The organism is Anaerocolumna sp. AGMB13020 (assembly GCF_033100115.1).
In the GTDB taxonomy this organism is placed as follows: domain Bacteria; phylum Bacillota; class Clostridia; order Lachnospirales; family Lachnospiraceae; genus Anaerocolumna.
Map to the genome: position 1 here is coordinate 4,705,356 of NZ_CP136910.1, position 19,060 is coordinate 4,724,415.

Genomic DNA, 19,060 nt, shown 5'->3' on the forward strand with positions numbered 1-19,060 from the left:
GAATTCTATGTGCCAGCACCAGTTTGATATAACCTACTATGACTTAAACCCGACAATATTATTTGTCAGTAAGCAGAAGATGGTTAAGGAAAGCAGTTACCATGAGCATGATTTTACCGAACTGACATATATATTATCAGGAAAAGGCAAATATCTGGTGGAAGGAACAGTTTATGATGTAGAGGCCGGGGACGTTATTATGTGTAACCCTGGAGTAAAACATCAGAACATCTTAGTAAATCCCAAGGAACCAACAGTAGAATTCTTTGCCGGTTTCACAGGCTTTCAGTTTAAGAATATGCCGCCTAATTCTCTGATATTTAAAGACGGAGGGCATATACTTCATACATCATCGGAGACGAAGCAGGATATATCAAAACACTGCTATGAGATGATATCTGAAAACGAAAGCTGTAAGGCGGGTAAGTATTTTATGCTGAAAGCGCATATGATTCAGATTATGCTTCATATAATCAGGGATATTACAGAAGCCGCTACCAGCCAGAAGGGCTTAAATTTTGAGTCCTACAATAAAAGTTATGCAGTTAAGAAGATCATTAACTACCTGAATGAGAATTACGAGACCAAAATATCCCTTGATCAGATTGCCCATAATATGTACCTAAGCCCTGTATACATCTCCAAGATATTTAAGGAAGAGACAGGGGAATCACCAATTAATTATTTGATTAAGATACGGCTGGAAAAGGCAAGAGATATCCTTCTGTCTTCGGAAGGGGAGAGTATCAAGAGTATTGCCAACCGGGTTGGATATGAGGATGTTTATCATTTCAGCAAGCTGTTTAAGAAATACTATGGAATATCTCCGCTGTACTATAAAAGATACGCCATGGAGAAATTAAGAGGCGAGTCAGAGGAGATGAGCTGCCCTAATTAGGGTATAAGGAGTCTGCCATGAATCTTTACGAAGCAATTTTTGCCAGGAAATCTGTCCGTAAATACAGTATGGATAAAATAGATCAAAAGGTACTTGACCATATTGCTAATTTTGCAGAAAGTATACCAATGCTGTCTGATGATATAAAAGTAAAATATAAGATGGTGGAGCTGGCTGGACTAAAGCGCCTTCAACCGGGGATCCTTACCGTTAAAGCTCCTCATTATCTGGTGCTGTATTCCACAAGGGAATCGGATTATCAATTAAATGCCGGTTATGTAATGGAACAGATCGCTCTTTATATTACAGCAAGAGGACTTGGCTGTTGTTATATCGCCAATCTGAATTTGAAAAATGAAACGGTGGCGGAGGATTATGAACAGGTCATAACCCTTGCTTTTGGAGAGGCTGAGAATGAGGTATACAGACAGAATGAGAAGGCCAGGAGATTAGCGATTAAGGACATTGCCGTATTTAAGGAAGAAGTGGATAAGAATGTCCGTACGATGATATCTGCTGCCAGATTGTCACCCTCTGTGTTAAACAGTCAGCCCTGGAGAATGGTTGTATATAATAATCGTATACATCTGTTTTCTACCAGAAACATATTGATGAAAAATGTTATGAAGGAAACCAGACTTATAGATATGGGAATCTGTCTTTCACATCTTCTTATAGCAGCAGAAGAGATGTGGCTGGATGCCAGACCGGTATATATGAATAATATCAGCAGCCAGAATCTAAAGAAGAATGATTACATCATTAGTGTTAAAATGTCTTAATTTTATATAATAAATATATTAAATAAAAAATTTATCAAATTAGTATTGACATTATATTTCCTATATAGTATACTACTGTATGTGCTGAGGCGGTAAAATAAATAACAAAAAACCTCACACATACAATAGTAAATGCGCGAGTGGCTCAGTGGTGGAGTATCGCCTTGCCAAGGCGAGGGTCGCGGGTTCGAATCCCGTCTCGCGCTTGCAGTAATATGAGGGTTTAACCTGTCGGAGGGTTAAGCCCTTTCTTCTTTTTCTTGTCTTTTTTCTTGTCCTTTCTTGAACAGGATATTTTCCAGCTTATCAACGGCCTGACTTTGCATGGTTCTGGTAGCAGCAGCCTGGTATATATTCTGCGTTGTGGAAGTCTTAGCGTGTCCCAACATTTCACTAACCACCTTTATATTTGTGTCATTATAAAGAAGAGTAGTAGCGAATCCATGACGGAGATCATGCAGCCTGATAACCGGCAGCAGGTGCTTGCCCTTTTCATTATTATTCTTGATGATTTTACGGAATACTTTAGTTAGTGTGTAAGGATTGATAACATTGTTCTTTTCATCAGTGATAATATAACCGTTTATCTGCGGTGGTAGTCCTAAAGTAGCAGATATTCGGGCTTGCTTGGTTTTCTGTTCCTCCAGGATTGTAATAACACTTCCCATTAACTCTATACGTCTATGACTTGATTTTGTCTTAAGGTCTGTTTCTGCCAAATTTGTATCAAGTCCGCGTTGAAGGAAAAGGGTAGAGCCGTCATAATCATTCCATCTAAGACCGCATACTTCACTACGTCTCATGCCGGTTGTAGCCAAAAGCAGAAAGGGAAGATAATAAATACCATATCTAACCTCATTTAAGCCAAGAAAATAATAAGTATCCTCAGGTGTCCATACTTCCATGTCAGGAGTGTCAGGAGATTTTAACTCAATTCCATCACAAGGATTCTTAAGCACATATCCCCAGGTCTTAGCACTAGAAAAAATGCTATTAAGGATTGAAAATATCTTTCGCTTTGTGGCAGCAGATGGCACAACCTTGTTACGTATCTTCTTACCGTTTTCATTGAAAGTTTTATCTATCCTCAATTTGAATAAGAACTTTTGTATATCCTGGGTACCAATTTCATCAATAGAAACTTTTTCAAAGTAAGGAAGCACATGTTTAGTTACATAACCTTTTGCAGTAGCTACAGACTGAGAAGAATGATATATTTCAGGAACAACTAACTCAAGCCATTGTTCGTATATGTACTTAAGACCTTCATCCTCACTTACTGGTTTGCCATTGTCGGAGTAATTGACAACCATTTTTGCTAGTGCTGTCTCTGCATCTTTTTTCTTTATGTAACCAGATCCCCACTTATAGTCCTTTTTCTTTGTAATGTTATCCTGTCCGCGATAAATGACAGGATAGTAAAGCTTGTTACTCTTTTTTTGCGTAACGTACCCCTTCATAGATCTCCTTTCGAATTTAGGGTACAAGAAAATACCCTAGTTGATAAAAACCAGGGCACGTGATATAATATGCTTGTCTAAGGCACTATATCCGGCCTAGTTTTTACTAAGTCCATAGTGTATAAACCGTTCTTATGTTACCAGCATAAGGGCGGTTTTTATTTGTATTAGGCTATTTGTAATGACTGTCTATACTCTGTTGCTAAAGCCGTCTTTGTAAACTCTACTGTGTTATTATAATTAGACTTAACGAATGATTCAATTTCGTCTATGGATATCTTGAAAAATTCTTTTCTTAAATTTATCTTATTAACGCTTTGTTTTTCAAAATATTGGTGTAAAGATGTTTCTAATGCAGGAGCATCAGTACTAAAAATCATTGCATGCACATCGAACTCAAATGGAACGGATGCGCTACTTAATTCCTTAATTCTGTCCATAGGTTGAAGTCGACGCGTCATACCTATTTTATAGATATCATCCCCAAAGGATCCTATGTTTGAAATAACATACACATAACCGGCACGAGCATTAGCTTCTCGCTCCAACACAGAAGCTTTGTCATTTTCTAGCTGTTTTAATCTTTCTTCTAATTCTTTTATCTTATCAACATATAATTGTTTCTCAATATCGTTATCAGTTTTTTGCAAGTACTGCAATAGCTTTGAAATTTCATTACTACACTGAGCTTGATCCTTCTCTAATTTAGCTTTCTCACGCTCGATTTCACGGCGAACTTTCTCTTCTTCAATCATTTGTTCTTTTATAGCTTTTTGTTGTTCTAACTCTTGTTGCTTTTTCAGTTCATATGTATAAATGAGGTTAAGTTCTTCAAGTTTTAACTCCAACAATTCTTTATTTATGTACATGCCATCTGTAGAAAATATAGTGTTTAATGATTCATAAGATTTCTGTAGCTTTCCTCTAGAAGCATCAATATTTTTAACAGATAAATTGAGTAAAATATTATCACATTCACTATTAAATAACCGCAATATCTGTTTCAAATTATTGTTTTGAATTTTTTTAGTAGTATTTGAAGAATATGCTATTTTAACTGCTGAATCAGATTTGATTAATTCTGAAGCTTGAATCTTTATTAAACTAAGCTTATTTTTGCATTCCTCAGAAGATAACCCATCATAGTCAGAAAACATATAGTGATCAATAAATACCTGTTTTTCTAATTGAGATATCTCAGAATTTAAATTCTTAGTAATTTTTTTTAATTCATAATTTGTATTTTCAATCTTTTTCTTTTCCTCAGTATAGTAATCTGATAGTTTTTGGAATTCAATATTTTTATTGTTGATAGAATTATCCAGATTATCTACTTCTCCATATTTTTGGACAAGTTTCTTGTTTTCATTATTTTGCATTATTAATAAAACTAATCCAACTAAAGCAGGAATAACAAGGAACCAAAAAGCAATCAATAAAATAATAAACCATGTTTGTAGATACCATTTTTCTTTGTACATTTTCATGTCCTTTCATATGTAAAATAATATAAATACCAGGTGAAAATTATTATCAACAAAGCCTTAATTGGATAAACCTTTCGTGATAACCAAATATTTTAGATAATTGGGCTACAGAATATTCTTGATATTCTAGAAGGTCATTATCCGAAAGCAGTAAATGCATAGCGAATCTATTGGCCTCAATTTCCATTTTTTCAACTGATAAGTATGTATTAGCCTTTAAAAAAGGTGTATTAGCATTAGGATGCAAAACAGAATGTCCTAATTCATGAGATAAAACAAATTTTTCTTCTATTCTAGAAAGATCACAGTTTAAATATATTTGCTTCACTCTATAAGCCTTATAATAATAACCATGAATCTGGCCTAATTCACATCTATGTATATCAATTCCTAGTAAATCAGCCAATTCATAAGGAGAGTCTGTCTTATGTTTGCTTTTTATCCCCTCAACTAGTTTTTTGATGTCATTCACCTGGTCGTACTCCCCCTTTTAATTATCCTTTCTATATTTTCTAGGAGTATATTTCTTTTTAGCTGTTATTTTAGCTGTTCTAATTGCATTCTCCAGACTGATTTTTAATAACTCCTTCGTTTCATCGTCTAAGGCTTCTCCTTCAAACATTAATCCATCACTTGATTCTAATTGATCAAGAGTAGAATTTAATTTCTTTGCAATGTCTCTTTCGTCTTTAGTAGTTAAAGCAGCTTCTTTCTCGTCAACTTCCTTACCTGTCATTAGATAATCGACAGATACACCAAAGTAATCAGCAATGATTTGTAATTTATCAGACTTTAAATTGCTTTTTCCCGTTTTCCATGCGCTTAGAGTAGATTGACCTATACCAGTTTCTTTTGAAACTTTATATGCGGTTACTCCATATTTTTGTAATAACTGTTCAAAAACACTATACATAATGTACACCTTTCACAAAAAATAGAATACTCAAATAAAATGTAGTATTTTTTATTGACTAATGAAAAGAACTGTAGTATAGTAGTGATATACTCAATAAAACAGCAGTAAATAAAAATAATACTTCATAAATTTGGATGCTATATTTATTTTGATTACTTCAAACGACAATGAAAGTATATCAGAAAACCGAAGTATATGCAAGTAATTTATGTAAAATTTTATGAAAGGAGAGCGTCTATGTATAGCAGATTTAAGACACTATTAAAAGAAAAAGGCATTACACCTTACAAAGTAGCAAAAGATACTGGAATTTCACAAGGAACATTAAGTGATTGGAAATTGGGCAAATGTAAGCCCAAACTTGATAAACTCATGAAAATAGCTAATTACCTAGGAGTACCCCTAGAGGAACTTATAAAAGAAGAAGTAGAGATAGGATAGAAAAAAAGAGTTCATTAAAGTAAACAGATATAACCGTCCGCGAACGAATGTTTATACATGAAGAGACAATAGATATCAAAAAATGGCATCTAAAGCTTGTAAAGGAAAAACAAAGAAAATGACTACGCTTACCATTATAAGCATAGCCATCTCTGAACTAATTTTTACGTTTTAACTTTTTTCAGCTTTGTAGGTACTCATAACAGTGGCAGCAACCTCTTTAACTGCTTCTACAAGGGAATCCTTTGACAAATCATCAGCTGATGAATTGTAAATCTCGTTTATCATTTCATGCTGAAAAAGTTCTATAGCTTCAGTAACTGTCATATATATTTTTTCCTTTCCTATACATTCCGGTGTCAGCCAGTAACTTAAGTATAGGGAAAGAGGGGAAAAATAGCAATATTTTAACCAGTATTTACCTTGTTAACTAATAATATTTAAAATACAAAATATCATAAAGGCAGGAAAAAAATGAAAGAAAAAGCAATACGGACAGTGTGTAGAGAAGTGTTTATAGAAGGATCTGGAGAGACCTTATCAGTAACTATAAAGCTTGAAAATGTTTCTCCGACTACAACTAAAAAGACTATAACAGGACTTACAGATCTACTATATCAAGATGCCAAAAGGGAATTATAAGCCCAGGATTGCTTGATGCCTTCTTAGAAAAGATCTGATCGACATGTAAGAGCATCTAACTAGACAATTCAAAAGAAAGAAGGGGAAATATGGGATATGGAAAATTCATGACAGTTTTAGAATATTGCTCCATTACAGGACTTAGCCGTTCAGGGACTTATAACCGTATCCGACAAGGCAAAATACCAGTATTTATCTATTCGGATAAGAAACTTATCCCAAGAAGCATCTTAGAAGAAACAACGCTATCAAAGTTTAATAATTCAATCGCAATTGAGTAAATAACATGGCAGCAGGAGAAAGCAGAAGAAGAAACTAGTTATTTAAAGAAGAAACCTTAGTTATGGAACGGAACTAGAGATCCTTATGAGCTATAAGAACTATAATGCAGCAGATGAAGAAGAATTATGTAAAATTCTTTTAAAAAAGGCAGTATCAATAGGAAATAAAATATAAACACATTTTAAAAGAACAAGGGGAAATAAGCAACCTTAAAAGAAAGAGCATAGAAAAAATGAAAGAAAAAATTAAATTTGTCCTTGGGTTATCCATTTGCTTTGGAATATTTTATATCTGGGGGATTGTAGGGTCATTACAGTGGGACAAGTTAACAGTGGGACAAACGTTATTCAGGGGAATCATAGCATGTACTTATATGACAGGGGCACTTTTTACATATAAAAAAATTGACGAAGAATAACCTTGTTAACATCCAGGAAGGGGCAAGAAATGAAATCTAGGTGCAAATACTGCGGACAGTATTGGAATATAAGCATTAAGCAGCAGGTACCAAAAAAAGGCTATGAATGCCCTAAGTGCGCTACGCTTATAAGAAACAATACGAATGATGTAAAAATAAGTAAAAGAACCAAGAGAGGAGGAAAAAACAATGTATAGAAATCCTTGTAAAAAATGTGGCGCTAATTTAGATCCTGGGGAAACATGCGATTGCATGAAAGAAGAAAGCTTTAGTTCTTCAGAAAAGAAAGCTTTTGATTACATAACAGAAACAGAGTACTTACATGCAGACAATAAAAAAATACCGGTTTAGCTGAGAACTAAGCCGGTATTCTGTAAATAAACTATAACTAACACGTACAAGTAGTATAGCATATTTACAGAATTTTGTCAAAGAAATTAAAAGGGGCAATCCCCTTAATCTACCTTGTAATGGGTATTATCTTTATGACAGGAGGAGTAGTTTCATTGAGTAAATATGCAGATTACAGCTATTTAGATATATATAATGAATCAGTACTAGGGGCAAGGACAGTAGAAGAAAGAATAGAAGAGCTTAGAGTATCAGGAAAGAACTATAGATACATGGTAAAAACTATTGTATCTGGTTCCATGATAGAAAGTAACATCTATCCTGTTTATGAAAAGAGAAAAGATAAACCAAGAAGAGAGAAAAATAAGATATCCAAAGAAGCCCAAGTTAAGCTAAATGATAAAAATGCCAAGTTAAAGTTTATAAGGCTGGTTAATAGCAATTTCTCTAAGGATGATTTAATGATTACCCTTACCTATGAGGACAGATATCTACCTACAGAGAAGCAAGCCAAGAAGGATATAACAAATTATATCAGAAGAATCAAAACATACAGAAGAAAGAACGGTCTACCAACACTGAAATACATATATGTGATAGGGTATGAAGATCCTGAGAAACAGCATGGAAATAAAAAGGTCAGAATACATCACCATATCATTATGAATCAAATGGATAGAGAAGCAGCAGAGGACTTGTTGGTCCTATGTCAAGATTTAGTACAAATTAAAATGAGAAGTTCTGCATGTTAAGCAGCAGGCAGAGACTTAGCCCTCTCATACAGTTTTTCATATTCGTCTGGAGACAAATAATCACAATAGCTGTGTATTCTGACGGTGTTATAAAAGGCTTCAATATATTCAAAAACAAGCTTATATGCATGGTTGTAGTTATGAATACTAAACCGGTTCAACCATTCTCGTTTGATGAGAGAATGGAAAGATTCAATACAGGCATTGTCGTAAGGATAGCCAGTATGAGAATAACTTCGTTGCATATTTACAGTGGCTTCTCGCCAGGCATTAGAAACATACTGGCTACCACGGTCTGAGTGTATAATCAAAGGAAAATCGGTGTCTCGACAAGCTTTTGCTTTATTGATTGTTTCGATAACGGAACACACTTCCATAGTATCAGAAAGAGTCCAGGCAATAATCTTTCTCGCAAATAAGTCCATAACGCAGTTGAGATAGACAAATCCGTCCTGTGTCCAAATGTAAGTGATATCGGTACACCAGACAGCATTAGGGCGTTCTGGATTAAACTGTTCATCAAGAATGTTGTGAAGTTCATCACTGAAATCAGAGTCTCTGGTTGTAGTGGTCCAAGGTCTAATCCACTGAGCTTTGATACCCATTTCACGCATGTATTTACCTACTGTGCGCTGGGCAATGGTTTCCCCAGATTTGCGAAGTTCCTTGGTGATTTTAGGAGCGCCGTAATTCTGTTTTGAACTATCATAAATCTTCTGGATTTCCTTTTTGACAGCCTCTTTACGTTGCTTGGTGGAAGAGACTTTTCGGTTCAGAAAAGCATGATATCCAGAGCGAGACACGCCTAAAAATTTCAGCATTCCGGAAGTAGAGACTCGGCGTTTTGTGACTTTAGATGCCTCTACCTTGGCAGAAACTTCGGTATAGATAGCTTCTGTCAATCTTTCCCCAGAATGCCGATGGCTTTTTTTAACACATCAAGTGCATCCTGAGCGTCACGGAGCTCACGTTTGAGACGAGCGATTTCCTTTTGTTCATCTGATTCGTAGTTACCGGAACCTCTAACGGGAATGTCACCATCATGGTCACGGAACTGAGCCTCCCATTTGGCTAAGGTACTTATACCAATTCCGAGATTCTTGGCACATTCAACCTGTGTAAGATCAGGATGTTCCTTGCGATAGTTGATAGCATCCAACTTGAACTGCTTAGTGTGTTGTTTTGATTTTCTTGGCATAATGAGTTCCTCCTCTTGTTATTATACATTATTTCAAGGGATTGTCTCATTTTGTTTTGTACTAATTAGATGCTAACATCATGTGGGGACGTGGACGTGTAGAAGCCAAAAGGCTGCAACCAGACGAATACGGTCTTGAAGGAATCGCAAGATATATGGTAGCTCAAAAGGGTAAACGGTGGTACTCTTCTAAGAATCTTATTCAGCCCAAAGAATATAAATCAAGAACTAAGATATCAAAGCGTAAGGCTGAGAGAATAGCTTTAAATGAGAATGACCACAAAGAACTCTTTGAAAAGCTCTATAGTGACAAATATAAGTTCCTGGACTGCAAGACTTATATCTCTGATATTACTGGAGGTACATATTTATACTGTCGAATGCGGAAAAAAGACTGATATATTTACTAACAATATGAATAATGAGTATCCCCGGGAATGGGGGGCTATATAGTGCCAGAATGGAGCACAATCAAAAATTTGGAGGAAAACATATGAAAACAGCAGTAAAAATTAATAGTATTCAATCGGATGAATCGGTCTATAGAGATTATATCAAGATGATAGCGAATAGCCTGGATGAATCCAAATTAAAAAGACTTAGTAAGTTAGCACAGTATTTGTGGTTGAGTGAAAATAAATAACTGTTTAGTCGATGCAAGTTATCTTACTATCGGCAGCAGGAATAAGATAAATTATCATTGGACTGCTTATATTTAGTTATCGAAATGTATCAATGAACAATAGCATTATCAGAACATGGCAACTCATTAAATGTGTCAGAATCGGGCACAATCAAAAATTTGGAGGAAAAGTACATGGGAGCAGCTTTAAAAGAACAAAGCATTGATAATATAGATCAACAAGTACAAGAGATAGAATCTTTAGGAGTGCGTTATAAGGGTTCGATTGCTGATATCGTGAGTAAAATACCCAATAATGATATTAGAGCTTTAAGAGCCATATATACGGCTGCAAAACACTTAGTTTAGAAATCATCAAAGAATAGGAGATAAAAGCATGAAAACAGCAGTAAAAGTTAATAGCAATCAGGCTGAGGAAAATTACAAAGTATGCATCAAACGGATTGTAGACAATCTGGATACATCTAAACTAGAAAGACTCTATAACTTAGCAGCATATTTATACATGGGGAAAAAATAGATATCTCAAGGTGCCTGGAAGTATATCAATATATCAATGAAATACATAAGCATAAACTAATAAGGCAAAGGGGTGAAAACATTTAAATTATCAGCTTTTATAGAAGTGTTTGAAAATAATAAAAATAAAGTGGAAGAAGCACTAAAAGAACTTGAATCAAAAGGTTTTATTAATTCTTCTGGGAATATCACCACAGAGAAGGCTATACAACGAACCCAAGGTTTAATTACAGAGTATTTCTACGTTGATGTTACAGCACCAACTAAATTCATTCAATTTGGTCTTGTGAATGAATTTTATGATATCCAAAGAACACTAATAATCAGAGAAAATGGGCAGATCACTTTGATTAAGGATAATTAACAATAATACATATAAATATCTTAGTTGCAGCAGGGAATTAAATCAATTCCAGCCGGCTGGAATAATCGCGCCGGCGCGACTGAGTAAAAGGTGCATTTTTAAGAAAAATATAGAGGTAAATTCATGGAAATGGCAGACATTATAAGAAAACTGTATCACTTAAATAATATAGGTATCATCAAAGTTAATGAACAGATAGACAAGCTTTTAGAGTTAAGTGATTATACTGAAATTGACAAAGAACAAGAAGAGCTTCTTTTATTTGATATAACTCACATGAATGAGTCAATGAAAAATCGAATAGAAGTGACACAAGCTAAAAATGACATGGTAAATGCATATAGGCAGGAACTAGGAGAAATTGAAAGTATTCCCTTTCCAGTAAAGCAAAAAGATATTCTAAGAGTTATACGAGATACAACGGAAAGTCCTTTTGTAGCTCTGGGCAAAGCATATATATGGGGAAGTATCCAAAGTAGTAAAAATACATAGAGCATTGAGCTTATGGTATATAAATCAAAAAATCAAAATAAAGGAGATAACACACATGAACGGAGAAGTTTCAAAGGAAGTCACAGAAAGAGAAAAAGAACAGATGCGAGCAAAAGTAAGAAAGGCAGTTGAACAAGACGGTTTTCTTGCTTTATCAGAATCTAATTTTGACATAATAACTAAAGCAATCAAAGAATTGCATTCTGTTTACCAGGAAAAAGCAAATACTTTTGAAAAAAACATCAATACTCAGGCTTCAAGAATGCAGACTAAGGTTAATGAATTAAAGAATCAATATGCGGATAAAGTCACTGATGCTAATGAGAAAGGAAAGTTAATGGCGCAGGCTATTGCATATGGTGATGAAGAAAAAGCCGGACTATTGGAAAATGAGATAGATCAGTTAAACGAAGAGGCTTTTAAGATTGAGAAAAAGCTTCAGACTTTTGCAGATAGTGCAATTTCCGGGGATAAGAAATTGTACATTGAAGCTTCAGAAGCATATAAGGAGTATACAAGAGGAAAAGAGATTGGAGAAGCTGGCAGACTCGAATTAATGGAAATCATCAAAGAGAAAGAAGAGGAAATAAAGAAGATGCGGGCTCTTATGGTTGGATTAGAACGTATTACCTCTCTTATTCCGAATACACATGAAGGTGCACAACGTGTGAAATTTTATGAGAATATTCATGGCCTAATTGATGTAAAAGGTCATAGAGCCGGAACGGATAACGAAGCAAAGAGAAGATTTGTAGATGGTACTACAGCAGGAATTGAAAATACAATAGCAGGTAGACAGCTTTTAAAAGAATTAGGTGAAGAAGTGCCTGATATCAAAGAACAAGTAATACTTAAGGAAAGACCAAGAGGAGCTATATAAGGAGGTATAAAGGAATGGATTACAGATTATCAAAAGAAGAAATGGCAGCAGCTGCCATGATAGCACAGCCACATAACGGTGCTACCAAAGAAGAGAGGGATAGATTTGAAATTCTTAGAGGGGTAGTGACTGAGGGGGAATTCAAATCAGGAAATCAGAACAAATCCCCACTATCAGTAGAAACACAGAGAATTGCCCAAATGATTGCTATGGCTGGAAAGGGTGAGGGGCAGCAGGAGGAAAGTAGCAGAGAAGAGAAAAATATATGCGGTGGAGTTTGATGGTGTTATTTGTGAAGACAACTATCCAGAAATAGGAGAACCTATAACAAGTACAATAGAGAAGTTAAAGGAGATCCAGGAGGATGGAGGGCAGCTCATACTTTGGACTTGTAGAAACGGCAAGGAGCTGTCAGATGCAACTAAATGGTGCGAGGGACAAGGACTAACATTCAATAGCATTAACACCAATATAAATGGTGATGAATGCAAGAAGGTCACAGCTGATTATTACATTGATAAAAACAATGCTGATATTACTGATATATAAAGCAGCATAAGAGATATCTTAATACTTAGTAGTATCATGAAAAGATGCAGCCCGGCAGCAGGGGAGTTACTTGTACTGCTGCCAATATCATATAGATCGTAAGAGTGATTTGAAGTAGGCCGTTTCAAAAGGTAGAAATTATCTTATTATAAAGCTGACCAGTCGTAGGAAATCAAAAGGTACTTCCAGAGAGAAAATTTCCCTGCGGTGCTTGCGAGCCCATAATCTATCTAGACGCAAAAAATTTTTTTCGGGTCGTTCGTTCGTTTGAAGAAAAAGAATTTGATAAAAAGAGGTAAAAACAATGCAAATCGACGGATAATTTCAAGTTGAATATGAACAGTTGTTAACGCAGTAAATATATGGGTTCCTCATTGTTTTTTCTCGACGTCGATATTGAGAAAAAAGTGCGTGTTGATTTTGGTTTTAAGTGGATTAAGAAAATGTCAATTTGGCGAACGGAGGTTATAAAACTGTTCGCCAAATGATTTTTTTGAATTTAGTCTATCAAATGATGGGGAAATTATCTTTTTTATCCCGAAAATCGCAATATGAGAGTATAGAGGAATTCAAATATGATAATAAGACAAGCAGAGGGATGCCGGTAGAAAAAAACGCAAAATAAGGCTTTCTTTCCTGCATATTAACATTTTTATGCTGATCTGTGAGAAATGCAAGAGGGAAAAGTATGAGCAATGAAGAACTAATTAAATTAATAAAGCTAGGGATTGATAAAAAGAACAACATGGAGCAGCTCTACATACAGAATCAAGGCATGATATATGCAGTTGTTAAAAGATACCGTTACGCTTGTCAGAGTGACCATAACAACACTTCAATTATAGAAGTCGAAGATTTGATGCATGAAGCTTATTTCGGTCTTTTAAAAGCCGTAGAGAGCTATGATACAGGTCAAGGAGTGCTGTTTATGTCATATGCTCCCTACTGGATAAAAAGAGCAGTAAAAAGATACCTGGAGAATTGCGGACAGGCTGTCCGGGTACCGGTACATAAGCAAGCACAGGTTTATCAATATAACCAGGCAACATCATGTTTTTTGAGAAAGTATAACCGGCAACCTTCTGTTAAGGAGTACGCAACCTGGTTAAGTGTATCAGAAAAAGCAGTGGAGCAGCTGCAACGTTTTATGTTTCAAAGTAAAATTAAGAGTCTGGATATTCCCTTACCTGGAAGTGATAACGTTGAATTAACAATAATCGACACAATAGCAAGTGAAGTAGATATAGAAAACGAGGTTACAGAAAGACTAAGTCGGCAGCAGCTATACTCAGAATTATGGAAGATAGTAAAAGAAGAGTTGAAGGATGAAAAAGCGTTACAGATCCTAAAAATAAAATATAAGGATGGTCCTATGTCAAGATTTAGTACAAATTAAAATGAGAAGTTCTGCATGTTAAGCAGCAGGCAGAGACTTAGCCCTCTCATACAGTTTTTCATATTCGTCTGGAGACAAATAATCACAATAGCTGTGTATTCTGACGGTGTTATAAAAGGCTTCAATATATTCAAAAACAAGCTTATATGCATGGTTGTAGTTATGAATACTAAACCGGTTCAACCATTCTCGTTTGATGAGAGAATGGAAAGATTCAATACAGGCATTGTCGTAAGGATAGCCAGTATGAGAATAACTTCGTTGCATATTTACAGTGGCTTCTCGCCAGGCATTAGAAACATACTGGCTACCACGGTCTGAGTGTATAATCAAAGGAAAATCGGTGTCTCGACAAGCTTTTGCTTTATTGATTGTTTCGATAACGGAACACACTTCCATAGTATCAGAAAGAGTCCAGGCAATAATCTTTCTCGCAAATAAGTCCATAACGCAGTTGAGATAGACAAATCCGTCCTGTGTCCAAATGTAAGTGATATCGGTACACCAGACAGCATTAGGGCGTTCTGGATTAAACTGTTCATCAAGAATGTTGTGAAGTTCATCACTGAAATCAGAGTCTCTGGTTGTAGTGGTCCAAGGTCTAATCCACTGAGCTTTGATACCCATTTCACGCATGTATTTACCTACTGTGCGCTGGGCAATGGTTTCCCCAGATTTGCGAAGTTCCTTGGTGATTTTAGGAGCGCCGTAATTCTGTTTTGAACTATCATAAATCTTCTGGATTTCCTTTTTGACAGCCTCTTTACGTTGCTTGGTGGAAGAGACTTTTCGGTTCAGAAAAGCATGATATCCAGAGCGAGACACGCCTAAAAATTTCAGCATTCCGGAAGTAGAGACTCGGCGTTTTGTGACTTTAGATGCCTCTACCTTGGCAGAAACTTCGGTATAGATAGCTTCTGTCAATCTTTCCCCAGAATGCCGATGGCTTTTTTTAACACATCAAGTGCATCCTGAGCGTCACGGAGCTCACGTTTGAGACGAGCGATTTCCTTTTGTTCATCTGATTCGTAGTTACCGGAACCTCTAACGGGAATGTCACCATCATGGTCACGGAACTGAGCCTCCCATTTGGCTAAGGTACTTATACCAATTCCGAGATTCTTGGCACATTCAACCTGTGTAAGATCAGGATGTTCCTTGCGATAGTTGATAGCATCCAACTTGAACTGCTTAGTGTGTTGTTTTGATTTTCTTGGCATAATGAGTTCCTCCTCTTGTTATTATACATTATTTCAAGGGATTGTCTCATTTTGTTTTGTACTAATTAGATGCTAACATCAGGACAATATGACATCTAATGACATAGCCTTGCTACTTAATGACGATTATAAGCATGTAAATAGCGTTATAAGGAAGTATATTAATCTCTTAAGAAAAAAAGGTGAAATAAGGCAGATAGGCAAAGAATTAGGAATGCTAGATTATGGTACTTTAAATGTAGGTCTTTTAGAAAAAATCATTGCAGCAGGAAATGAGAACATATTGACATACGACGAAAAAAAATATGCAAAGCGAATGGGATGGATTAAGTAAAATTATCATAGGCATATATTGAAAATGTCAAAAATGAATGATAACATTGTCGGCATGGAGGTGTTTTAAAAGTGACTGACGAAGAAATATATTTAAAAATGGAGGATTACATAAACAAGAATGGACTTAAAAAGCTACCAATTGATAAATCATTACCGTTAATAAATGATTATGCATGTAAAATTAGCAGTGAATTAGGGAGAGACCGAAAAGAAATTTTCAATTTGTATTTTGATTGGAGGTCGGATGTAATACTGGGAAAAAGGAGTAAGGAATCATAATAACGCTATACCAATAGTACGCACCAAGCTATAGTATGGTAAATATTATTTCTTTAGTTTTTTAAGACAATTAGCCTAGTGCTAAAAGGGGTGTGATTTACTTATATCTGCTGAAGGATATATAGGAAACGGGCAACAATATACATATTAACGTATTGAACCGAATGCTTATGCTAAAAGAATAACTTGGCTATAACACTTTAGGGCTGGCAGCATGTAATAGATAATATACTAAAAGGAAATTAATTATAGTTTAGCTTATAAGATATCTATATATTAGGAGAATATGTACAAAATATTAAATTATTATGCAAATATTGTATTTGTATACAATTAATGTTAAGATATGACATATTCAAAGACGTATAGTGGGGAAGTTATGAGCGAGAAGAGAAAAAGAAAGAAGAAAAAATACGAAGTAAATAGATTAAGTAAAATTATGAGATCCTTAAAAAGGAAGAATAAGAAGAACGAAAATCGTTGTGGTCAACGAAGAGAACTTGAATATTGTATTGATGTTATTAACTTTTTAAAGAAAATTAACTTTGGCAATAGTATTTTTCAAAAAAGAATAAAGGGCAATAAAGCAAACATAAAAATACCAACAATTTTTGCGTTTTCTGAAAATCCTGAAGTAGTTATTGAAAAATTTGGAGAAATATTGAGAGCTGGTACGAATTTAAATATTAATGAATTATCTTTTGACCATCTCGCATGTAAAAAGCTAGGATTGCTGCAAGTACTGTAATGGATGTTATAGTAGTAGGCATTAAAACATATAGACAGAAGATAAAAAAAGATATATCATTTAGTGGTGAATATCATGGTAAAGGTCCAATTAAGAATGTTTTGATTGCCAGCGGTATCATAAAACATCTAAACGCATACACTGATACCATAGTAGATTACAAAAATCTTATACTATTCAAAGCTCAAAGCGGTAAAAACAATAGCAGAAAATCAGATACAGTGGCAACGAAATTAAAAGAATATTTTGACAGATGTCTAGAAACGCAAGGATATATGTTGACAGAAGATGCCGGTAATTATATGGGAAAGATGTTTGGAGAGGTGATCAATAACTGTGAAATACATGGTGGTGTTAACTCTATTTGGTATACTATAGGACATTATGAAATGAAAGAAGATGGATGTGGAGAATTTCAATTAGCAATTTTCAATTTCGGTGATTCTATAAGCCAAAGAATAAGATCAAAAGAGACAACTGCCGAAATAAAGGATTTATTAAATAAAATGAATGAGATACATAAACCAAATTATGGGGCAAACTGGAATCAAGATGCTATGTATACTGTACTATCTCTTCAAGAAGGAATAAGCAGGCTTAAGGATAGGAATAATCCAGGAAATAAAAAGAGAGGTACAGGAACTATTAGATTGATGGAAAGCTTATATACGATAGGAATGTCAAAACCTGGTAAAGAACCAGATTTATCAATAACCTCAGGAAATATAAACATAAAGTTTAGTAATAAGTATAGTTTGGATAATGTTTTGTTTAATGATAATATAATGGGTAACAATTTAAGAAAGATAATAGCTTTTAATAACGATAATGACATATATAAACCTGCAGATAGTAACAATGTTAGAATTATGAAAGAGACTTTTCCAGGAACGGTTATTTCAATAAAGTTTTATCTAGATGGAAAGTATCTTCAAACCTTTGCAGAATAAAGGAGCTTGCTATGGAAATTAACGAAATAAACAAAATTAATATGCATAATCACAAGTCAGAAGGATCAAAAATATATTCAGGGCGAGATTTGGGAATTGAAGTCAGGGATTTAATTGATTTGGATTCTAAGGATAAAGATGATAACAAATATAATATGATATTTCCTGATGATACTGTATCTATTAATTCTTCATATTTTGGAGGGTTATTTGAAACTAGCATAATCAAACTTGGTAGAGAAAAATTTTTAGAAAAATATAATTTTATCTATGCTGATGGAAAAGAATTAAAAGATGCTTTACAACGGAACATTGATGAAGGAATAGATGATGCATTAAAAGAATTCTAGTGGAGTGAATGCCAATGCGAGAAAACTGGGAATATATTTCAGAAATAATACAAGCCATAATTGGTGCTGGAAACATTTTTGTTGTATGGAAGATTTTTAGGTCTGAGAATTCGGAAAGAAAAAAAGAATCAAGTGAAAAAGAAGTTGCAGATAATAATAAAAGGCTAGTTGCTAGTAAAGAATTGTGGTACTCTGAGATCGTTATAAAACGTTCAGTTGTAGCTGTAGAAGAATTTTTTGATAAAAACAATAAATTGATATCATTAACTAAGACTAAGTTAAAGGAACACAGTGAGTATAATAAAGCTATCGATGAATTTTATGATGATTTTTATCAAGTAAAACACATTTTGCTTCCTGCTACAAAAGTATTCAATGATGATTTATCTCGATCTTTAGGGAGGATAATACAAGAGTATTGTGATAATTTCACTGTCAATATCGAGAGCAGTTTTAATAAAAAGTTTATTGTTTCAAACTTAAAAAATCTCCCGGATACATATAAATACAAAATATTACAACAGCTTTATCAATATGATGTTAAAGCAGATGTATGCAATTAATCACTACCAGTTTTTTAAGTTATTTTGATTTCTGATGTTGTAATTATATAATCCCTCAGAACATTGGTCTGAGGGATTTTTGTGGTTATATTTTTGATAAATAATAATTTCAGTATATTATATATGTTATTCCTGCATAACTTC

General features: G+C 34.6%; 33 protein-coding genes and 1 tRNA gene. 25 read left to right on the forward strand and 9 right to left on the reverse strand.

Going from position 1 to position 19,060, the window contains the following annotated elements:
- Nucleotides 1–7 precede the first annotated feature (7 nt).
- The 3 genes from R2R35_RS19585 to R2R35_RS19595 all read left to right on the forward strand — a co-directional run bounded on the left by R2R35_RS19585 (nt 8) and on the right by R2R35_RS19595 (nt 1,886).
- A complete protein-coding gene (locus R2R35_RS19585) occupies nt 8–898 on the forward strand; it encodes an AraC family transcriptional regulator (protein WP_033167907.1) in 891 nt (296 codons plus the stop codon).
- Between the two features lie 17 nt (nt 899–915).
- A complete protein-coding gene (locus tag R2R35_RS19590; protein ID WP_317731513.1) occupies nt 916–1,680 on the forward strand; it encodes a nitroreductase family protein in 765 nt (254 codons plus the stop codon).
- A 134-nt stretch (nt 1,681–1,814) separates the two neighbouring features.
- Nucleotides 1,815–1,886, forward strand: a tRNA-Gly gene (locus R2R35_RS19595).
- 33 nt (nt 1,887–1,919) lie between these two features.
- On the opposite strand, the gene R2R35_RS19600 is transcribed toward R2R35_RS19595, so the two are convergent.
- From R2R35_RS19600 to R2R35_RS19615, 4 genes are all read right to left on the reverse strand, one after another.
- Entirely contained in the window at nt 1,920–3,140 is a 1,221-nt protein-coding gene (locus tag R2R35_RS19600; RefSeq protein WP_317731514.1) for a tyrosine-type recombinase/integrase, read from the reverse strand.
- A gap of 167 nt (nt 3,141–3,307) precedes the next feature.
- Nucleotides 3,308–4,621 (reverse strand): DUF4041 domain-containing protein, encoded by a 1,314-nt coding sequence (locus tag R2R35_RS19605; RefSeq protein WP_317731515.1) that lies wholly within the window; start codon nt 4,619–4,621, stop codon nt 3,308–3,310.
- 52 nt (nt 4,622–4,673) lie between these two features.
- Entirely contained in the window at nt 4,674–5,099 is a 426-nt protein-coding gene (locus R2R35_RS19610; RefSeq protein ID WP_317731516.1) for an ImmA/IrrE family metallo-endopeptidase, read from the reverse strand.
- Between the two features lie 18 nt (nt 5,100–5,117).
- Nucleotides 5,118–5,540: a helix-turn-helix domain-containing protein gene (locus tag R2R35_RS19615; RefSeq protein WP_317731517.1), complete on the reverse strand. Its 423-nt coding sequence runs from the start codon at nt 5,538–5,540 to the stop codon at nt 5,118–5,120.
- A 240-nt stretch (nt 5,541–5,780) separates the two neighbouring features.
- Here R2R35_RS19615 and R2R35_RS19620 point away from each other — a divergent pair, with 240 nt between their 5' ends.
- Nucleotides 5,781–5,984 (forward strand): helix-turn-helix domain-containing protein, encoded by a 204-nt coding sequence (locus tag R2R35_RS19620; RefSeq protein ID WP_317731518.1) that lies wholly within the window; start codon nt 5,781–5,783, stop codon nt 5,982–5,984.
- 171 nt (nt 5,985–6,155) lie between these two features.
- Here R2R35_RS19620 and R2R35_RS19625 read toward each other — a convergent pair whose 3' ends face one another.
- Complete coding sequence (locus R2R35_RS19625; RefSeq protein ID WP_317731519.1) at nt 6,156–6,311, reverse strand: hypothetical protein; 156 nt, start codon at nt 6,309–6,311, stop codon at nt 6,156–6,158.
- 147 nt (nt 6,312–6,458) lie between these two features.
- On the opposite strand from R2R35_RS19625, the gene R2R35_RS19630 reads away from it, so the two are divergent.
- The 5 genes from R2R35_RS19630 (at nt 6,459) to R2R35_RS19650 (ending at nt 8,429) form a co-directional block, all read left to right on the forward strand.
- Nucleotides 6,459–6,626, forward strand: coding sequence for a hypothetical protein (locus R2R35_RS19630; protein WP_317731520.1), 168 nt, complete (start codon nt 6,459–6,461; stop codon nt 6,624–6,626).
- A gap of 89 nt (nt 6,627–6,715) precedes the next feature.
- Entirely contained in the window at nt 6,716–6,907 is a 192-nt protein-coding gene (locus R2R35_RS19635) for a hypothetical protein (protein ID WP_317731521.1), read from the forward strand.
- A gap of 233 nt (nt 6,908–7,140) precedes the next feature.
- Nucleotides 7,141–7,326 carry a hypothetical protein gene (locus R2R35_RS19640; protein ID WP_317731522.1) on the forward strand — a complete coding sequence of 62 codons (186 nt, stop codon included), beginning with the start codon at nt 7,141–7,143 and terminating at the stop codon, nt 7,324–7,326.
- A 189-nt stretch (nt 7,327–7,515) separates the two neighbouring features.
- Nucleotides 7,516–7,677 carry a hypothetical protein gene (locus R2R35_RS19645; RefSeq protein WP_317731523.1) on the forward strand — a complete coding sequence of 54 codons (162 nt, stop codon included), beginning with the start codon at nt 7,516–7,518 and terminating at the stop codon, nt 7,675–7,677.
- 155 nt (nt 7,678–7,832) lie between these two features.
- Complete coding sequence (locus R2R35_RS19650) at nt 7,833–8,429, forward strand: rolling circle replication-associated protein (RefSeq protein ID WP_317731524.1); 597 nt, start codon at nt 7,833–7,835, stop codon at nt 8,427–8,429.
- Here R2R35_RS19650 and R2R35_RS19655 read toward each other — a convergent pair.
- Together R2R35_RS19655 and R2R35_RS19660 are read right to left on the reverse strand one after the other, a co-directional pair.
- Nucleotides 8,426–9,331, reverse strand: a complete 906-nt coding sequence (locus tag R2R35_RS19655; protein ID WP_317731047.1) for an IS3 family transposase — start codon at nt 9,329–9,331, stop codon at nt 8,426–8,428. The two genes, R2R35_RS19650 and R2R35_RS19655, sit on opposite strands and share 4 nt — an antisense overlap.
- Nucleotides 9,328–9,627, reverse strand: coding sequence for a transposase (locus tag R2R35_RS19660; protein WP_317731048.1), 300 nt, complete (start codon nt 9,625–9,627; stop codon nt 9,328–9,330). The genes R2R35_RS19655 and R2R35_RS19660 overlap by 4 nt, the downstream gene beginning before the upstream one ends.
- An 80-nt stretch (nt 9,628–9,707) precedes the next feature.
- On the opposite strand from R2R35_RS19660, the gene R2R35_RS19665 reads away from it, so the two are divergent.
- The 10 genes from R2R35_RS19665 (at nt 9,708) to R2R35_RS19710 (ending at nt 14,470) form a co-directional block, all read left to right on the forward strand.
- Nucleotides 9,708–10,025 (forward strand): hypothetical protein, encoded by a 318-nt coding sequence (locus R2R35_RS19665; RefSeq protein ID WP_317731525.1) that lies wholly within the window; start codon nt 9,708–9,710, stop codon nt 10,023–10,025.
- A gap of 95 nt (nt 10,026–10,120) precedes the next feature.
- A complete protein-coding gene (locus tag R2R35_RS19670; protein ID WP_317731526.1) occupies nt 10,121–10,270 on the forward strand; it encodes a hypothetical protein in 150 nt (49 codons plus the stop codon).
- Nucleotides 10,271–10,444: 174 nt separating this feature from the next.
- Nucleotides 10,445–10,618, forward strand: a complete 174-nt coding sequence (locus R2R35_RS19675; protein WP_317731527.1) for a hypothetical protein — start codon at nt 10,445–10,447, stop codon at nt 10,616–10,618.
- Nucleotides 10,619–10,646: 28 nt separating this feature from the next.
- Nucleotides 10,647–10,790, forward strand: coding sequence for a hypothetical protein (locus R2R35_RS19680; RefSeq protein WP_317731528.1), 144 nt, complete (start codon nt 10,647–10,649; stop codon nt 10,788–10,790).
- A 72-nt stretch (nt 10,791–10,862) separates the two neighbouring features.
- Nucleotides 10,863–11,153: a hypothetical protein gene (locus R2R35_RS19685; protein WP_317731529.1), complete on the forward strand. Its 291-nt coding sequence runs from the start codon at nt 10,863–10,865 to the stop codon at nt 11,151–11,153.
- A 123-nt stretch (nt 11,154–11,276) separates the two neighbouring features.
- Entirely contained in the window at nt 11,277–11,645 is a 369-nt protein-coding gene (locus R2R35_RS19690) for a hypothetical protein (protein ID WP_317731530.1), read from the forward strand.
- A gap of 55 nt (nt 11,646–11,700) precedes the next feature.
- Complete coding sequence (locus R2R35_RS19695) at nt 11,701–12,525, forward strand: hypothetical protein (protein WP_317731531.1); 825 nt, start codon at nt 11,701–11,703, stop codon at nt 12,523–12,525.
- Between the two features lie 14 nt (nt 12,526–12,539).
- Nucleotides 12,540–12,806 (forward strand): hypothetical protein, encoded by a 267-nt coding sequence (locus R2R35_RS19700; protein WP_317731532.1) that lies wholly within the window; start codon nt 12,540–12,542, stop codon nt 12,804–12,806.
- Entirely contained in the window at nt 12,748–13,074 is a 327-nt protein-coding gene (locus R2R35_RS19705; protein ID WP_317731533.1) for a hypothetical protein, read from the forward strand. Before R2R35_RS19700 ends, R2R35_RS19705 begins: the two co-directional genes overlap by 59 nt.
- A gap of 688 nt (nt 13,075–13,762) precedes the next feature.
- Complete coding sequence (locus R2R35_RS19710; protein WP_317731534.1) at nt 13,763–14,470, forward strand: sigma-70 family RNA polymerase sigma factor; 708 nt, start codon at nt 13,763–13,765, stop codon at nt 14,468–14,470.
- 18 nt (nt 14,471–14,488) lie between these two features.
- Here the strand turns inward: R2R35_RS19710 and R2R35_RS19715 are convergent, their stop codons facing one another.
- Nucleotides 14,489–15,394 (reverse strand): IS3 family transposase, encoded by a 906-nt coding sequence (locus R2R35_RS19715; protein ID WP_317731047.1) that lies wholly within the window; start codon nt 15,392–15,394, stop codon nt 14,489–14,491.
- Complete coding sequence (locus R2R35_RS19720) at nt 15,391–15,690, reverse strand: transposase (protein WP_317731048.1); 300 nt, start codon at nt 15,688–15,690, stop codon at nt 15,391–15,393. The genes R2R35_RS19715 and R2R35_RS19720 overlap by 4 nt, the downstream gene beginning before the upstream one ends.
- 88 nt (nt 15,691–15,778) lie before the next feature.
- On the opposite strand from R2R35_RS19720, the gene R2R35_RS19725 reads away from it, so the two are divergent.
- From R2R35_RS19725 to R2R35_RS19750, 6 genes are all read left to right on the forward strand, one after another.
- The gene (locus R2R35_RS19725) at nt 15,779–16,024 is read left to right on the forward strand and encodes a hypothetical protein (RefSeq protein ID WP_317731535.1); all 246 of its coding nucleotides are present in this window, start codon (nt 15,779–15,781) and stop codon (nt 16,022–16,024) included.
- A gap of 71 nt (nt 16,025–16,095) precedes the next feature.
- A complete protein-coding gene (locus R2R35_RS19730) occupies nt 16,096–16,305 on the forward strand; it encodes a hypothetical protein (RefSeq protein WP_317731536.1) in 210 nt (69 codons plus the stop codon).
- A 379-nt stretch (nt 16,306–16,684) separates the two neighbouring features.
- Nucleotides 16,685–17,053, forward strand: coding sequence for a hypothetical protein (locus R2R35_RS19735; RefSeq protein WP_317731537.1), 369 nt, complete (start codon nt 16,685–16,687; stop codon nt 17,051–17,053).
- Nucleotides 17,053–18,003 carry a hypothetical protein gene (locus tag R2R35_RS19740; RefSeq protein WP_317731538.1) on the forward strand — a complete coding sequence of 317 codons (951 nt, stop codon included), beginning with the start codon at nt 17,053–17,055 and terminating at the stop codon, nt 18,001–18,003. The genes R2R35_RS19735 and R2R35_RS19740 overlap by 1 nt, the downstream gene beginning before the upstream one ends.
- Nucleotides 18,004–18,014: 11 nt before the next feature.
- Nucleotides 18,015–18,353, forward strand: coding sequence for a hypothetical protein (locus tag R2R35_RS19745; protein ID WP_317731539.1), 339 nt, complete (start codon nt 18,015–18,017; stop codon nt 18,351–18,353).
- A 14-nt stretch (nt 18,354–18,367) separates the two neighbouring features.
- The gene (locus R2R35_RS19750; RefSeq protein WP_317731540.1) at nt 18,368–18,916 is read left to right on the forward strand and encodes a hypothetical protein; all 549 of its coding nucleotides are present in this window, start codon (nt 18,368–18,370) and stop codon (nt 18,914–18,916) included.
- Nucleotides 18,917–19,060 lie beyond the last annotated feature (144 nt).

Excerpts from the sequence above, each read along its gene's own strand:
- R2R35_RS19630 (WP_317731520.1), top strand. The coding sequence starts at position 6,459 with ATGAAAGAAAAAGCAATACGGACAGTGTGTAGAGAAGTGTTTATAGAA.
- R2R35_RS19640 (WP_317731522.1), top strand. The coding sequence starts at position 7,141 with ATGAAAGAAAAAATTAAATTTGTCCTTGGGTTATCCATTTGCTTTGGA.
- R2R35_RS19605 (WP_317731515.1), bottom strand. The coding sequence starts at position 4,621 with ATGTACAAAGAAAAATGGTATCTACAAACATGGTTTATTATTTTATTG.
- R2R35_RS19585 (WP_033167907.1), top strand. The coding sequence starts at position 8 with ATGTGCCAGCACCAGTTTGATATAACCTACTATGACTTAAACCCGACA.
- R2R35_RS19750 (WP_317731540.1), top strand. The coding sequence starts at position 18,368 with ATGCGAGAAAACTGGGAATATATTTCAGAAATAATACAAGCCATAATT.
- R2R35_RS19665 (WP_317731525.1), top strand. The coding sequence starts at position 9,708 with ATGTGGGGACGTGGACGTGTAGAAGCCAAAAGGCTGCAACCAGACGAA.
- R2R35_RS19735 (WP_317731537.1), top strand. The coding sequence starts at position 16,685 with ATGAGCGAGAAGAGAAAAAGAAAGAAGAAAAAATACGAAGTAAATAGA.
- R2R35_RS19645 (WP_317731523.1), top strand. The coding sequence starts at position 7,516 with ATGTATAGAAATCCTTGTAAAAAATGTGGCGCTAATTTAGATCCTGGG.
- R2R35_RS19725 (WP_317731535.1), top strand. The coding sequence starts at position 15,779 with ATGACATCTAATGACATAGCCTTGCTACTTAATGACGATTATAAGCAT.
- R2R35_RS19700 (WP_317731532.1), top strand. The coding sequence starts at position 12,540 with ATGGATTACAGATTATCAAAAGAAGAAATGGCAGCAGCTGCCATGATA.
- R2R35_RS19675 (WP_317731527.1), top strand. The coding sequence starts at position 10,445 with ATGGGAGCAGCTTTAAAAGAACAAAGCATTGATAATATAGATCAACAA.
- R2R35_RS19690 (WP_317731530.1), top strand. The coding sequence starts at position 11,277 with ATGGAAATGGCAGACATTATAAGAAAACTGTATCACTTAAATAATATA.
- R2R35_RS19590 (WP_317731513.1), top strand. The coding sequence starts at position 916 with ATGAATCTTTACGAAGCAATTTTTGCCAGGAAATCTGTCCGTAAATAC.
- R2R35_RS19695 (WP_317731531.1), top strand. The coding sequence starts at position 11,701 with ATGAACGGAGAAGTTTCAAAGGAAGTCACAGAAAGAGAAAAAGAACAG.
- R2R35_RS19710 (WP_317731534.1), top strand. The coding sequence starts at position 13,763 with ATGAGCAATGAAGAACTAATTAAATTAATAAAGCTAGGGATTGATAAA.
- R2R35_RS19720 (WP_317731048.1), bottom strand. The coding sequence starts at position 15,690 with ATGCCAAGAAAATCAAAACAACACACTAAGCAGTTCAAGTTGGATGCT.
- R2R35_RS19615 (WP_317731517.1), bottom strand. The coding sequence starts at position 5,540 with ATGTATAGTGTTTTTGAACAGTTATTACAAAAATATGGAGTAACCGCA.
- R2R35_RS19660 (WP_317731048.1), bottom strand. The coding sequence starts at position 9,627 with ATGCCAAGAAAATCAAAACAACACACTAAGCAGTTCAAGTTGGATGCT.
- R2R35_RS19635 (WP_317731521.1), top strand. The coding sequence starts at position 6,716 with ATGGGATATGGAAAATTCATGACAGTTTTAGAATATTGCTCCATTACA.
- R2R35_RS19625 (WP_317731519.1), bottom strand. The coding sequence starts at position 6,311 with ATGACAGTTACTGAAGCTATAGAACTTTTTCAGCATGAAATGATAAAC.
- R2R35_RS19680 (WP_317731528.1), top strand. The coding sequence starts at position 10,647 with ATGAAAACAGCAGTAAAAGTTAATAGCAATCAGGCTGAGGAAAATTAC.
- R2R35_RS19620 (WP_317731518.1), top strand. The coding sequence starts at position 5,781 with ATGTATAGCAGATTTAAGACACTATTAAAAGAAAAAGGCATTACACCT.
- R2R35_RS19745 (WP_317731539.1), top strand. The coding sequence starts at position 18,015 with ATGGAAATTAACGAAATAAACAAAATTAATATGCATAATCACAAGTCA.
- R2R35_RS19670 (WP_317731526.1), top strand. The coding sequence starts at position 10,121 with ATGAAAACAGCAGTAAAAATTAATAGTATTCAATCGGATGAATCGGTC.
- R2R35_RS19600 (WP_317731514.1), bottom strand. The coding sequence starts at position 3,140 with ATGAAGGGGTACGTTACGCAAAAAAAGAGTAACAAGCTTTACTATCCT.
- R2R35_RS19740 (WP_317731538.1), top strand. The coding sequence starts at position 17,053 with ATGGATGTTATAGTAGTAGGCATTAAAACATATAGACAGAAGATAAAA.